This is a genomic window from Caballeronia sp. BCC1704, assembly GCF_902833455.1.
In the GTDB taxonomy this organism is placed as follows: Bacteria; Pseudomonadota; Gammaproteobacteria; order Burkholderiales; family Burkholderiaceae; genus Caballeronia.
Window position 1 is genome coordinate 208,003 of the sequence record NZ_CADFFT010000004.1, and the last position, 13,544, is coordinate 221,546.

At 63.6% G+C, this 13,544-nt stretch carries 12 protein-coding genes; 4 read left to right on the forward strand and 8 right to left on the reverse strand.

All coding sequences use genetic code 11. The features are described 5' to 3' along the window. Window positions 1–7: 7 nt before the first annotated feature. Window positions 8–682 (reverse strand): RlmE family RNA methyltransferase, encoded by a 675-nt coding sequence (locus tag HWX53_RS20690; RefSeq protein ID WP_175944395.1) that lies wholly within the window; start codon window positions 680–682, stop codon window positions 8–10. A 334-nt stretch (window positions 683–1,016) separates the two neighbouring features. Here HWX53_RS20690 and HWX53_RS20695 point away from each other — a divergent pair, with 334 nt between their 5' ends. Beyond that, window positions 1,017–1,556: a YhbY family RNA-binding protein gene (locus HWX53_RS20695; protein ID WP_175944397.1), complete on the forward strand. Its 540-nt coding sequence runs from the start codon at window positions 1,017–1,019 to the stop codon at window positions 1,554–1,556. 47 nt (window positions 1,557–1,603) lie between these two features. Here the strand turns inward: HWX53_RS20695 and HWX53_RS20700 are convergent, their stop codons facing one another. The 7 genes from HWX53_RS20700 to gloB form a co-directional block, all read right to left on the reverse strand. Then, entirely contained in the window at window positions 1,604–2,119 is a 516-nt protein-coding gene (locus HWX53_RS20700; RefSeq protein ID WP_175945242.1) for a DUF4149 domain-containing protein, read from the reverse strand. A gap of 5 nt (window positions 2,120–2,124) precedes the next feature. Further along, complete coding sequence (gene greA / locus HWX53_RS20705) at window positions 2,125–2,601, reverse strand: transcription elongation factor GreA (RefSeq protein ID WP_175944399.1); 477 nt, start codon at window positions 2,599–2,601, stop codon at window positions 2,125–2,127. 114 nt (window positions 2,602–2,715) lie between these two features. Then, window positions 2,716–5,970: a carbamoyl-phosphate synthase large subunit gene (gene carB, locus HWX53_RS20710; RefSeq protein WP_175944401.1), complete on the reverse strand. Its 3,255-nt coding sequence runs from the start codon at window positions 5,968–5,970 to the stop codon at window positions 2,716–2,718. Window positions 5,971–5,991: 21 nt separating this feature from the next. Continuing rightward, entirely contained in the window at window positions 5,992–7,134 is a 1,143-nt protein-coding gene (carA, locus tag HWX53_RS20715; RefSeq protein WP_175944403.1) for a glutamine-hydrolyzing carbamoyl-phosphate synthase small subunit, read from the reverse strand. Between the two features lie 352 nt (window positions 7,135–7,486). Further along, window positions 7,487–8,719: an MFS transporter gene (locus HWX53_RS20720; protein ID WP_175944405.1), complete on the reverse strand. Its 1,233-nt coding sequence runs from the start codon at window positions 8,717–8,719 to the stop codon at window positions 7,487–7,489. Window positions 8,720–8,829: 110 nt separating this feature from the next. Then, complete coding sequence (locus HWX53_RS20725; protein WP_175944407.1) at window positions 8,830–10,482, reverse strand: transglycosylase SLT domain-containing protein; 1,653 nt, start codon at window positions 10,480–10,482, stop codon at window positions 8,830–8,832. 149 nt (window positions 10,483–10,631) lie between these two features. Then, complete coding sequence (gene gloB / locus HWX53_RS20730) at window positions 10,632–11,480, reverse strand: hydroxyacylglutathione hydrolase (protein ID WP_175944408.1); 849 nt, start codon at window positions 11,478–11,480, stop codon at window positions 10,632–10,634. A 17-nt stretch (window positions 11,481–11,497) separates the two neighbouring features. Between gloB and HWX53_RS20735 the strand changes: the two genes are divergently transcribed. The 3 genes from HWX53_RS20735 to dnaQ are packed head-to-tail and all read left to right on the forward strand — an operon-like array spanning window position 11,498 to window position 13,522. Continuing rightward, window positions 11,498–12,301 carry a methyltransferase domain-containing protein gene (locus HWX53_RS20735; RefSeq protein WP_175944410.1) on the forward strand — a complete coding sequence of 268 codons (804 nt, stop codon included), beginning with the start codon at window positions 11,498–11,500 and terminating at the stop codon, window positions 12,299–12,301. Then, a complete protein-coding gene (rnhA, locus tag HWX53_RS20740; protein ID WP_175944412.1) occupies window positions 12,301–12,762 on the forward strand; it encodes a ribonuclease HI in 462 nt (153 codons plus the stop codon). Before HWX53_RS20735 ends, rnhA begins: the two co-directional genes overlap by 1 nt. A 22-nt stretch (window positions 12,763–12,784) precedes the next feature. Continuing rightward, complete coding sequence (dnaQ, locus tag HWX53_RS20745; protein ID WP_175944414.1) at window positions 12,785–13,522, forward strand: DNA polymerase III subunit epsilon; 738 nt, start codon at window positions 12,785–12,787, stop codon at window positions 13,520–13,522. Window positions 13,523–13,544: the final 22 nt, after the last annotated feature.

Consider the following 13,544-nt stretch of genomic DNA (forward strand, 5'->3'; position numbering starts at 1 on the left):
ACATCGTTTAAGCGGGTCCGGCAGCCGGATTTTTGAGCCGCCGCCCGAGGATGAAAGTCTCGGACGATTTATCCCGAGACGCCTTGGGCTTGCGCGGCGCGACGACTTTGAACTGGTGCTTGAACTTCTCGACGATCTGGCTGTAGCCGCTGCCATGAAAACATTTGACTAGCAGCGCACCCTCCGGTTTCAGATGGTTTTGAGCGAATTCCAGCGCCAGGTCGCAAAGATGCTCGATCCGCGCCGCATCCGCACTCGCTACTCCGGAGAGGTTGGGGGCCATGTCGGAGATTACAAGGTCGACTTGCCGCTCACCGACGATTTCGTCCAGTTGCGCGAGCACCGAGTCCTCGCGGAAGTCGCCTTGAATGAAAGTCACGTCCGCGATCGGTTCCATCGGCAGGATATCGAGCGCGATGATCGTACCGTCGATGCCGCCCTCGCGCTGCGCGTCGCGCTTCGAACCCTGCGCGAGCTTGTTGCGCGCATACTGGCTCCAGCTTCCGGGCGTTGAACCCAGATCGACGATGACCTGCCCCGGCTTGATGAGCTTGTCCTGCTCGTCGATCTCCTTGAGCTTGTACGCGGCGCGGGCCCGATAGCCCTCGCGTTGCGCCATCTTCACGTACGGATCGTTGATGTGGTCATGCAACCACGAATGATTGAAGCGATTCTTTGCCATTCAAGCTGAACTCATGCCGCATTCATGCGGCGTGGAAGGTGTTTCGGTGGCGCGAGCAGTCCGCGCCGATGCGTGGTCTCGGGATTGCGTGCGCGAAATCTTGCAGCAACATGCGGCGCTTTTAGCGGATAATACGCGTCTTGTCGGCCGGAACGTTTCCGCGGGCGCTCGAATGCGCCCGGCAATCGCGTCTCCGGCCTATTTTGTTTTTGGCGGCGGTCCACCTCGACCGGCCGAACCCGGCCATCTTGCCGGCTTCTTCGCACTTCGCATGACGCGTTTGGCACGCCGTCAGGCCCGCGCCGCCCTATTTTAGTCGACTCCCCAATCTCTCATGCCAGCTCTCGAACTCTCTCCTGCCCAACGCTCCGACCTGCGCTCCCAGGCCCATGCGCTCAAGCCCGTCGTGCTCGTCGGCGCGGAGGGTTTGACGGATGCCGTGCTGAACGAAATCGGCGTGCACCTTGAAGCGCACCAGCTCATCAAGATCCGCGTGTTCGGCGACGACCGCGAAGCGCGCATCGCTATTTACGACGAAATCTGCGACCGCCTGAACGCAGCGCCTATCCAGCATATCGGCAAGCTGCTCGTCATTTGGCGGCCGGAAGGCGCCGCGCCGGCCAAGAGCCGCAACGCGCGCACGCGCAGCACCATGCCGCCGAGCGCGGCGGAAGCCGTCGAGCGCCCTTCGAAGGGCCGCGCGCCGCGCATCGTCAAAGCCGTGAAAATTTCGCGCGATGCGCCTGCGTTTAAAAAGCCAAAGAAGCAAACGCTCAAAGTGCTCGGCAACGAGCGCGTGACCGCGGGTGGCAACGTGAAGCGCGCGAAGAAGCGTCAGACGAGCTCGAAGCGCCAGCATCAGGCCGCGAAGTAAGCAGCGCGGCGCGAGAACGTTCGCGCCGCATGCGGCCACGGCGCGGATTAGCTCCGCGCCCGCTTGGCCGCCATCTTCGCCGATTTGTTCTTCGGCACGATGGCGCTAGGCGCACTGCCCGGCAAGCGCCACACGAGCGCGATGCCGAAAAGACATTCGATCAGATAGATGGCGCTCGATATGCCGTGCAAAATGCCGAACTGCCGCGCATACGGCGAACTGGCGAGCTCGGTGCCGGCTGCCTGCGCCGCCATGCGCAGCGAGTTCATGAACGGCTGCAACGCGAAGTAACCGACGAGCACGCACACCAGCATCACGGCGACAATCCACCGCACGCGCTTATAGTCCGCGATACCGCTTTTCACGAAGCGATTGCCGATCAGGATCAAAACCAGCGCGCTGACGACGCCCACGAACGCCTCCATCCTGAAGTACTGCGCGGCCACCGATCCGGCCACGGCAGAGTCCAGCATCGAAAAGAGAACGGGCGTGGCAACGAGGCCGAGCGTCAGCAGGCTGCCGACCCAGAGCATGCTGACGATGCGAAAAACGCGGTGCGCGATGGCCATCAGACGTAACGGACAGCGATGATTTCGTACTCGCGCGCGCCGCCCGGCGCCTGCACCGACGCGACGTCGCCTTCCGACTTCGAAATGAGCGCGCGCGCAATCGGCGAGCTCACCGAGATCAGGCCGTGATCGATATCCGCTTCGTCGTCGCCAACGATCTGGTACGTCACGGTGTCGCCCGATTCCAGGTCTTCCAGTTCGACCGTCGCGCCGAACACCACGCGGCCATCGGCATCCACGGTCGTCGGGTCGATCACTTGCGCTGCAGCCAGCTTCGATTCGAGTTCGGCGATCCGGCCCTCGATGAAGCCCTGCTTCTCCTTCGCGGCATCGTATTCTGCGTTTTCAGAAAGATCGCCCTGCGCGCGCGCTTCCGCGATCGCGTTGATGACCGCCGGACGCTCGACAGCCTTCAGGCGTTGCAATTCGTCGCGCAGCAACTCCGCGCCGCGCTTGGTCAAGGGAATCGTGCTCATAGACAACCCAAAGCAAAAAACAGCCGTAAAAAAATTACCGCGGTTAGCGCATCTCCCGTATGAGGAGATACCGCTCAACCGCGGCTCGTGTTACTTAGACCAGTCGTCGAAGCCTTAGTTTAGGCGAGCATGCAAGCCTTGTAAATCATAGACTTCCAAATCGCGCAGATAACGCAGGCCCTCCACGGCGGCACGCGCGCCCGACATCGTCGTGTAGTACGTGACCTTGTTGGCCTGCGCGCTCATACGGATGGAGCGCGAATCGGCGATCGCCGCGCGGGTTTCATCGACCGTCGTGAAGACGAGCGCGATCTCGCCGTTCTTGATCATGTCGACGATATGCGGCCGGCCGTCCTTCACCTTGTTGACGACCTTGACCGGCACGCCCGCCGCCGCGATGGCCGCTGCCGTGCCCTTGGTCGCGACGATCGGATAGCCGAGCTCGTGCAGCATGCTCGCCACTTCCACGGCCTTCGGCTTGTCCGCGTCCATCACCGTCAAGAGCACCGTGCCCGATTCCGGCAAGCGCGAACCGGCCGCGAGTTGCGATTTGAAAAGCGCCTCGCCGAACGTGCGGCCCACGCCCATCACTTCGCCGGTCGAACGCATTTCCGGTCCGAGAACCGGATCGACCGTCGGGAACTTGACGAACGGGAACACCGCTTCCTTCACGCTGAAGTACGGCGGCACCACTTCCTTCGTCACGCCTTGCTGCGCGAGCGTCTGACCGACCATCGCGCGCGCGGCGATCTTCGCGAGCGGCAGGCTCGTCGCCTTCGACACATACGGCACCGTGCGCGATGCGCGCGGGTTCACTTCCAGCACGTAGATGACGTCCTTCTTCGTGCCGTCTTCCTGCGGAACCTGCTGGATGGCGAACTGCACGTTCATCAGGCCGACGACGTTCAGCGCCTTGGCCATGGCAGCGGTCTGGCGCTTCAGCTCGTCGACGGTCGCGTCCGACAGCGAATACGGCGGCAGCGAACAGGCCGAATCGCCCGAGTGCACGCCCGCCTGCTCGATGTGCTCCATCACGCCGCCAATGAACACGGCTTCGCCGTCCGAGATGCAGTCGACGTCGCATTCGATAGCGTCGTTCAGGAAGCGATCGAGCAGCACCGGCGAATCGTTTGACACCTTCACGGCCTCGCGCATGTAGCGTTCGAGGTCGCGCGGCTCGTGCACGATTTCCATCGCGCGGCCGCCCAGCACATACGAAGGACGCACGACGAGCGGATAACCGATCTCTTCGGCCAGCTTCAACGCTTCGTCTTCGTTGCGCGCGGTGCGGTTCGGCGGCTGGCGCAGATCGAGATCCTTCAGGAGCTTCTGGAAGCGTTCGCGGTCTTCGGCGGCGTCGATCATGTCCGGCGACGTGCCGATGATCGGCACGCCGTTCGCCTCGAGGTCCAGCGCGAGCTTGAGCGGCGTCTGGCCGCCGTACTGCACGATCACGCCGACCGGCTTTTCCAGATCGACGACTTCGAGCACGTCTTCGAGCGTCAGCGATTCGAAGTAGAGGCGGTCGGAGGTGTCGTAGTCCGTGGACACGGTCTCCGGATTGCAGTTGACCATGATGGTTTCATAGCCGTCTTCGCGCATGGCGAGCGCGGCGTGAACGCAGCAGTAGTCGAACTCGATGCCCTGCCCGATCCGGTTCGGCCCCCCGCCGAGCACCATGATCTTTTTCTTGTCCGTCGGATTCGCTTCGCACTCGTCCTCGTAGGTCGAGTACATATAGGCGGTCTTCGTCGCGAATTCGGCCGCGCACGTATCGACGCGCTTGTACACCGGACGCACCTTCAGTTCATGGCGCTTCTTGCGCACGTCGGCTTGCGTCGAGCCCGTCAGCTTCGCGAGACGCCGATCCGAGAAGCCGCTCTTTTTCAGATACAGCAGTTCGTCGCGCGTGAGGCTTTCGAGCGCACGGCCTTGCAGCGCCTTCTCCTTCAGCACGATCTGTTCGATCTGCGCGAGGAACCACGGGTCGATCGACGTTTCCTCGAAGATTTCCTCGGGCGTGAGGCCGAGGCGGAAAGCGTCGCCGAGATACCAAATGCGGTCCGGGCCCGGCTCGCCGATCTCGCGGATCACTTCGTCGCGGCTCGTGGTCTTTTCGTCGAGACCGTCCACGCCGACTTCCAGACCGCGCAGCGCCTTCTGGAACGACTCCTGGAACGTGCGGCCAATGGCCATCACTTCCCCGACCGACTTCATCTGCGTCGTGAGACGCGAATCGGCCTCGCGGAATTTCTCGAACGCGAAACGCGGCACCTTCGTCACGACATAGTCGATGGTCGGCTCGAACGATGCCGGCGTCTGTCCGCCGGTGATTTCGTTCTTGAGCTCGTCGAGCGTGTAGCCGCAGGCGAGCTTCGCGGCGACCTTCGCGATCGGGAAGCCCGTCGCCTTCGACGCCAAAGCGGATGAGCGCGACACACGCGGATTCATCTCGATGACGACCATGCGGCCGTCCTTCGGGTTGATCGCGAACTGCACGTTCGAGCCGCCCGTGTCCACGCCGATCTCGCGCAGCACCGCGAGCGACGCGTTACGCAGCACCTGATACTCCTTGTCGGTGAGCGTCTGCGCGGGCGCGACGGTGATGGAGTCGCCGGTGTGCACGCCCATCGGATCGAGGTTTTCGATCGAGCACACGATGATGCAGTTGTCCTTTTTATCGCGGACCACTTCCATCTCGTACTCTTTCCAGCCGAGCAGCGATTCTTCGATCAAGAGCTCGCGCGTCGGCGAAAGATCGAGACCGCGACGGCAGATTTCCTCGAACTCTTCCTTGTTGTACGCGATGCCGCCGCCCGATCCGCCGAGCGTGAACGACGGCCGGATCACGGTCGGATAACCGCCGCTGCCGGTCGCTTCGGCGATCTGCGCCTGGACGGCGAGCGCCTCTTCCATCGAATGCGCGATGCCCGACTTGGCCGAACCGAGGCCGATCTTGGTCATCGCGTCCTTGAACTTCTGGCGGTCTTCCGCCTTGTCGATGGCTTCCGGCGACGCGCCGATCAGCTCGACGTTGTACTTCTCCAGCACGCCGTGATGGAACAGGTCGAGCGCGCAATTGAGCGCGGTCTGCCCGCCCATGGTCGGCAGGATCGCGTCCGGGCGCTCCTTCGCGATGATGCGCTCGACCACTTCCCACGAAATCGGCTCAATGTAGGTGACGTCCGCCGTGTTCGGATCGGTCATGATCGTCGCGGGATTGCTGTTGACGAGAATGACCTTGTAGCCTTCCTCGCGCAGCGCCTTGCACGCCTGCGCGCCGGAATAGTCGAACTCGCACGCCTGACCGATGATGATCGGGCCCGCGCCGATGATGAGAATGCTCTTGATGTCTGTGCGCTTCGGCATAACTGTGCTCTGTGGTGTTCTTTATGCGGCGACCTTCGCCGTCTCCATCAGCTTGATGAAGCGGTCGAACAGATACGCGATGTCGTGCGGGCCGGGCGACGCTTCCGGGTGGCCCTGGAAGCAGAACGCGGGCTTGTCGGTCAGCGCGAAGCCTTGCAGCGTGCCGTCGAAAAGCGAGACGTGCGTGACCTTGGCGTTCGCGGGGAGCGTCGCGGCATCGACCGCGAAGCCGTGGTTCTGCGACGTGATCACGACGCGGCCGTCTTCCATGTCCTTCACCGGATGATTCGCGCCGTGGTGGCCGGTCTTCATCTTCGTGGTCTTGGCGCCGACGGCGAGCCCCATGATCTGATGCCCGAGGCAGATGCCGAACGTGGGAATGCCGCGCTCGATGAATTCGCGCGTGGCGGCGATCGCGTAGTCGCACGGTTCGGGGTCGCCGGGGCCGTTCGACAGGAAGATGCCGTCCGGGTTAAGCGCCAGCGCGTCGGCGGCAGTCGCTTCAGCCGGAAGCACGGTCACGTGACAGCCGCGCTCGGCCAGCATGCGGAGAATGTTGTACTTGACGCCGTAGTCGAACGCGACGACGCGGAATTTCGGCGCGTCCTGCGTGCCGTAGCCGCTGCCGAGGCGCCATTCGCGCTGCGTCCACTCGTAACGCTCTTTCGTCGACACGACCTTCGCGAGGTCCATGCCGGCGAGTCCGGGGAACGAGCGCGCGAGTTCGAGAGCCTTCGCCTCGTCGTCGCTGCCGGCGAGAATGCAGCCGTTCTGCGCGCCCTTGTCGCGCAAAATGCGCGTGAGCTTGCGCGTGTCGATGCCCGCAATGGCGGGGATGCCTTGCGCCTTCAGATAATCGGAGAGGGTTTGCTCGGAACGGAAATTCGAAGCGAGCACCGGCAGGTCACGGATGATGAGGCCGGCGGCATGGACTCGGCTGGCTTCGACGTCCTCGGCGTTGACGCCGACGTTGCCGATATGCGGATACGTCAGGGTGACGATCTGGCGGGCGTAGCTCGGATCGGTCAGGATTTCCTGATAGCCGGTGATCGCGGTGTTGAACACCACTTCGCCGATCGTCGAACCTTCGGCGCCGATCGATTGACCACGAAAGACCGTGCCGTCGGCAAGTGCGAGAAGTGCTGGGGAGAATGACGGCAACACGGGAAGCTCCTTGGGGGAACACCCTGTTACCGACCTGTCTGTCCGAAATTCAGGCGTGGGGCCGCGGCACGAAACGAGCGCGGGCATCCTTGCGCGAGGGCGGCGGCTGACACGCGGGAAACCCGGGAATCGCGGCTCCGACCAGCTTGCTCGCACTAAGCGAACGAGGTTGCGGAGCGGACGATTGCGGCGTGCAGCGCGCGCTGCCAGGCGCAGCGAACGACGGTGTATGGGAGGTAGGCGCTAGGGTGCGGGTTGATATGCTCAAACCTTCGAATTATAGCGTGAAATCAGACGTTTCGCCAAATTTCGGAAGTCTCCGCTTGCCGCACGTCCCGTTCTCGCGACACCTCTACGATGCAGTTCGCCCCGTCTTATGCAGCACGCGGCTCGGCAACACGTACCATACCGCGCTCGCCAATTGCAACGCGATCAAAACGCTCCACACCGTCACGTGCGCAGCTGCCGGATAGTGGCCGCTTTCCGGCGTCCAGCGCGAAAGCACTGCGCCCACGCCGACCTGGAACCCGAAGATCAACAGGAAAATCACGAGCGTGAGCGTCGTCGTCGCCCGGCCGATCATGTGCGACGGGAAATACTCGGCCATCACCGCATAGCTCAATATGCCCGTGCCGCCGAACACGCCGTACGCGGCAAGTAACGTCGCGGGCGGCAGCGGCACGCGCAGCACCATCAACACCTGCACGAGCACGTAGAGCGCCATTCCCACGCCGCAGAACGCGTAGACGGACACGCCGCGCCGCTCCATGCCGCGCGCCGCCGCGCCGAAGCCGACGCAACCGAGCATCATCGCGAAACCGAGCACCGAGACGAGCGCGGCGGCGTGCGCGGGCGTCAGGTTCATCACGTCGAGCAGATAGGGGCGGATCCACAGCGATTGCATCGCGTAAAAGACGCCCTGCGTGACGACGGAGAACGACGCGATCTTCCAGAACGCGCCGCTTTTGAGGATGTGCCAGGTGCCCTTGAACTGGCTGATGATATCGGCCTGATGATGCGTGTCGGCCTTGCGAGGCGCGAACAGCGCGATGGCTGCCGCGACGACGAGCGTGAAGACGCCAAGGCCGATCGACACCTGCCGCCATGTCGCCGTCTGCAACAGCGACGCGAGCGGCGAGCCGACGACCACGCCGCCGAGCCCGCCGACCGCCATCGTGAAGCCGTTGACGAGCGGCAGGCGCGCGACCGGAAAATGCTGCGCGGACGCCTTAAACGCCGCGCTCAGACAGACGGAAACGCCTACGCCGATCAGCAAGCGGCCCACCATCAATCCGCCCAGCCCGTGCGACGCACCGAACGTCCAGATGCCGGCCGCCGCGAAGACCAGCATGCCGGCGGTGACGCGGCGCGGCCCGTAGTGGTCGAGCAGCACGCCGACCGGAATCTGCGCGATCGCGAAGCCGATGAAATAGAGCGACGTTAGCAAGCCGAGATCGGCGGCGGAGAGACCGAGATCATGCGTGATGAGCGGCGCGAAGCCGAGATTGACGCCGCGGAACACGTACGAGACGAAATACCCGGCGGCGAAGAGGAAGAACACCCGGAGACGAACGGAGGACGGCATGCGCTGGACAGTTGTTCTTTTGAAACGCCAGTTTAACTGCGCCGCCAAATGAAAACGCCGTCACCTTGGTGACGGCGTGGAATAAGCAGAAAGCGCGAGCCGCGCTGCGCTTATTTCTTCTTGGCCTTGGAACCGGCCGGATGCGCGGCGGCGTGCTTTTCCGTCTTGGCCGCGGCAGCGGGCTTGGCGGAAGCCCCCGTCTTCGGCGAGATCGTGGCCGACACGCGCGTGAGCGTATGCCCCGGCGCCTTGCCGTGCGGCGTTTTCGCGGTGACATGCGTGCCGATTCGGCTGACGCCGCCCGAAGAACGGCTCGACGCCGCCACCGTCTCGACGCGCACCGGGCCCGGCTCGGCGGGCACGGCACGACCGTACGGAACATGCAGCACGACCACTTGCCCCGGCATGAACATATCGCGATGCGTATGGTTCCAGGCGCGCACCTGCGCCACTGATACGTTGTAACGGTCCGCCAGCGTCGCGATGGACTGCTTGCGGCGCACGCGAATGGCCATCTTGCGCGTGTCGGGCACGTCGCGCTCGACCGCGAGCATCGCGTTGGCGGCGACGTCCGCGCTGATGTCTTCGTCGTCGTCGTCCGTACGCGGCACGACGATGGTCGAACCCGGCTTCAGACGCATGCCCGCCGGAATGCGATTGACCGACATGAGCGTGTCCGCGTCGACGCCGATCTTCTCCGCGATGGCTGCGGGCCGCGCCCGCTCCGTCACCGTGTACGTGGTCCACGACGACAACGCGCCCGTGTACGAACCGAGGTTGCGCTGGAACGTGGCGGCGTTGTCGAACGGCAGCAGGATTTGCGGATTCGTCGCGCCGAGAATGACCGGCTTCGAGAACGACGGATTCAGCGAGCGGAATTCCTCGACGCTCATGCCGGCGAGCTTCGCGGCCATGGTCACGTCGATATCGCGCGCGGTCGTGACCGTGACGAAGTACGGGTGATTCGGAATGTCCGGCAGCGCGAGACCGTACTGCTGCGGATTCGTCACGATATTCTTGACGGCCTGCAGCTTCGGCACGTAATTGCGCGTCTCGTTGGGCATGCGCAGGCTTTCGTAGTCGGTCGGCAAGCCGGCCGCTTCGTTGCGCGCAATGGCCCGCTGCACATTGCCCTCGCCCCAGTTGTATGCGGCAAGCGCCAGGTGCCAGTCGCCGAACATGTCATGCAGACGCGAGAGATAGTCGAGCGCGGCGCTCGTCGACGCAAGCACGTCGCGGCGCTCGTCCTGCCACATGTTCTGCTTGAGGTTGTAATCGCGGCCGGTGCCCGGCACGAACTGCCACATGCCGGCCGCCTTCGCAACCGACAGCGCCTGCGGGTTGTACGCCGACTCGATGAACGGCAAAAGCGCCAGTTCCGTCGGCATGTGGCGCTGCTCCAGTTCCTCGACGATGTGATACAGGTACTTCTGCGAGCGCGTGGTCATGCGCTCGACGTAATCCGGACGCTGCGCGTACCAGTTCACCTGCATGTCGACGAGATCGCTTTGCAGGTCCGGAATCTGGAAGCCATTGCGAATGCGGCTCCACAAGTCCGCGGAACCGGCGAGCGAAGTGACAGGCGTCTTGTCGACGTTGATGGTTTCCTTGGCGGCTGCGGTGCGGCGAATCGTGTCGGCGACTTGTTGCTGCGAGGCGGCGGTAGGAGTGGCGGAAGTAGGATCGGAGGCGGGCGCTGTCGGCCCCTGGCTGGCGCACGCGGCCAGCGTCAGGACGGATAGCGCACTTAATGTTAGTCGCATGAACGTCTCGGCTTCCAAAAGATATGCTTGGAAATTTGGAGCCGATGGTACGGAACCGAACCTAGGACGTCAATAAGAATGCACGTAAAACCCCTGCAAAATCTTGCATCTATCGCCGTTCCTAAAGTATTGGATTAAGTTCCCTGCGATCAGCGGAAGTTATCCTTCCATCCGCGCAGCATGCGGAACGCCTCCGTGCGGCTGCTGACCGGCTCCTGGAACCGCGCGACAAGCGCCGCTTGAATTGTCGGCTGATCGACGCGCAAGAACGGATTTACCGCTTTTTCATGACCGATGGTCGTAGGCAGCGTCGGCTTGCCGGCGGCGCGCAGCGCCTGCGCTTCGTCGCTCCAGCGTGAGAGCGCCGCGCTGTCCGGCTCGCAGGCCCGCGCGAAGCGAATGTTCGACAGCGTGTACTCGTGCGCGCAGTGCACGAGCGTCGCGTCCGGGAGCGCGGCGAGTGCGTCGAGCGACGTGAGCATTTGCTGCGGCGTGCCTTCGAAAAGACGCCCGCAGCCGCTCGCGAACAGCGTGTCGCCGCAAAAGACATGCGGCGTGCCGTTGCCGTCGTCTTCCTGAAAGTATGCGATATGGCCGGCCGTATGGCCGGGAACATCCATGACGGTGAAGCGGAGCGCAGGCTGCGCGATGCGCACCGTGTCGCCGTCGGCAACCCGCTCGGTCAGATGCTCAATGCGCTCGCCGGCCGGTCCGTACACCGGAATGCCCTCGTCCGATCGGCTATCGAGCAATGCTTTCACGCCGCCGACATGGTCGCGATGATGGTGCGTGAGTAAAATAGCGGTCAGCCGCCAGCCGCGTTCGGCGAGATAGGCCTCGACGGGTGCGGCGTCGCCCGGGTCGATCACGACGGCATCGCGCGAATCCGACACGAGCCAGATGTAGTTGTCTTCGAAGGCCGGGACCGGCACGTACTCGAGTTCGCGCCTGGGCGCGCGTTTGGACGAATCTTCAGCAAACGAATCCATGGCGATCATCTACGCGGCATCCGAACATGTCTGACCGAGCGATTATAGACTGGCCCGCCTGGACGAACTCCGCGCCCGGACGCTACGTGCTGGAGTGGGAACAGGCGCAGCTCGACCGCGTGGTCTGCGACATCTTCGGCTATCACGCGCTTCAGCTCGGCATGCCGCAACTGGACGCCTTGCGCGAGAATCGCATGACCGGGCGCGCCCTCGTGCTCGACGCCGAAAGCGGCGCCAGCGCGCCGTACACGCTGCCGCGCACGTCCGCACGAGGCGCGAGCGCGCCGGAAGGCCGGAGCACGGTCTGGTGCGAATTCCTGGATTTGCCGTTCGAAGCGCAGAGCGTCGATTTGCTCGTGCTGCCCCATACGCTGGAATTCTCGCGTGATCCGCACCGGCTTTTGCGCGAAGCCGAGCGCGTGCTCGTGCCCGAAGGCCAGTTGATCATCCTGGGTTTCAATTCGCTGAGCTTGTGGGGCGCGCGGCAATCGCTCGGAAAGGTGGCAGGACGCCCGTTCGTGCCAGAGGCGCACGACATGATCGCGTTCACGCGCATCAAGGACTGGATAAAGCTGCTCGGCTTCGACCTTGAACGCGGGCGCTTCGGCTGCTATCGTCCGCCGCTGCTGACGGACAAATGGCTGCAGCGCTATGAATTCATGGAGCCCGCCGGCGACCGCTGGTGGCCCATCTTCGGCGCTGCGTACATGATCACCGCGGTGAAGCGCGTGCGCGGCATGCGGCTCATCGGTCCACGCAAGCTGATAAAAACCGCGCTCGCGCCCGGACTCGCTCCGGTCGCGGCCCCGCACACTCGCAACGAGCATTGATGACTGACGAATCCGCATCGGCCAAAGTAATCGACATCTATACTGACGGCGCCTGCAAAGGCAATCCCGGTCCAGGCGGCTGGGGCGCGCTTCTGCGTTTCGGCGCGCTCGAAAAGGAACTGTTCGGCGGCGAAGCCGCGACCACGAACAACCGCATGGAGTTGATGGCCGTGATCGCCGCCCTCGAGGCGTTGAAGCGGCCGTGCCACGCCGTGATTCACACCGACTCGCAATATGTGCAGAAAGGTATCAGCGAGTGGATTCACGGCTGGAAGAAAAAGAACTGGATGACGGCCGCCAAGACGCCCGTGAAGAACGCCGACTTGTGGAAGCGCCTCGACGCGCTCGTCGCGCAACACGAGATCGAATGGCGCTGGGTCAAAGGACACGCCGGCCATCCCGAGAACGAACGCGCGGATGCGCTCGCCAATCGCGGCGTGACATCGCTTGCCGAAAGCTGAACGCAGCACTACACCGAATCTCATGCGCCAACTGATACTGGACACCGAAACCACCGGCCTGAACGCTCGCACGGGCGACAGGATCATCGAAATCGGCTGTGTCGAGCTGATCAATCGCCGGCTGACGGGCAACAACCTGCACATCTACGTCAACCCGGAACGCGACAGCGACCCCGGCGCGCTGGCGGTGCACGGCCTCACCACCGAATTCCTGAGCGACAAGCCCAAGTTCGCGGAGATCGCCGCGCAGCTGCGCGATTTCATCGCGGGCGCGGAGCTCATCATCCACAACGCGCCCTTCGATATCGGCTTTCTCGACATGGAATTCGCGCTGCTCGGGCTGCCGAAGGTGTCCGATATCTGCGCCGGCGTGATCGACTCGCTCGCGCATGCGAAGCAGATGTTCCCCGGCAAGCGCAATTCGCTCGACGCGCTGTGCGACCGCTTCGGCATCAGCAACGCGCACCGCACGCTGCACGGCGCGCTGCTCGACTCCGAATTGCTCGCCGAGGTTTATCTGGCGATGACGCGCGGCCAGGAGAGCCTCGTCATCGACATGCTGGGCGATGCGGAAACGGAAGGCGCGACGGCGGCGCCGCGCATCGCGCTCGACGACCTCGATCTGCCGGTGATCGTCGCGAGCGGCGAAGAACTCGCCGCGCACGAAGCGATGCTCAACGATCTCGACAAGGCGCTCAAGGGCACGAGCGTGTGGCGCACGGAAGCGCCGCAGACCCAGCCGGATGCGGTCGCCGCATAATTTTTCGAAATTGCTTAAAGAA

What these genes read in the sequence shown, in the direction of transcription:
- gloB (WP_175944408.1), bottom strand. Translation starts at nt 11,480, where the DNA reads ATGATCGCCATGGATTCGTTTGCTGAAGATTCGTCCAAACGCGCGCCC.
- HWX53_RS20735 (WP_175944410.1), top strand. Translation starts at nt 11,498, where the DNA reads ATGTCTGACCGAGCGATTATAGACTGGCCCGCCTGGACGAACTCCGCG.
- greA (WP_175944399.1), bottom strand. Translation starts at nt 2,601, where the DNA reads ATGAGCACGATTCCCTTGACCAAGCGCGGCGCGGAGTTGCTGCGCGAC.
- HWX53_RS20720 (WP_175944405.1), bottom strand. Translation starts at nt 8,719, where the DNA reads ATGCCGTCCTCCGTTCGTCTCCGGGTGTTCTTCCTCTTCGCCGCCGGG.
- rnhA (WP_175944412.1), top strand. Translation starts at nt 12,301, where the DNA reads ATGACTGACGAATCCGCATCGGCCAAAGTAATCGACATCTATACTGAC.
- dnaQ (WP_175944414.1), top strand. Translation starts at nt 12,785, where the DNA reads ATGCGCCAACTGATACTGGACACCGAAACCACCGGCCTGAACGCTCGC.
- HWX53_RS20690 (WP_175944395.1), bottom strand. Translation starts at nt 682, where the DNA reads ATGGCAAAGAATCGCTTCAATCATTCGTGGTTGCATGACCACATCAAC.
- HWX53_RS20695 (WP_175944397.1), top strand. Translation starts at nt 1,017, where the DNA reads ATGCCAGCTCTCGAACTCTCTCCTGCCCAACGCTCCGACCTGCGCTCC.
- HWX53_RS20725 (WP_175944407.1), bottom strand. Translation starts at nt 10,482, where the DNA reads ATGCGACTAACATTAAGTGCGCTATCCGTCCTGACGCTGGCCGCGTGC.
- carB (WP_175944401.1), bottom strand. Translation starts at nt 5,970, where the DNA reads ATGCCGAAGCGCACAGACATCAAGAGCATTCTCATCATCGGCGCGGGC.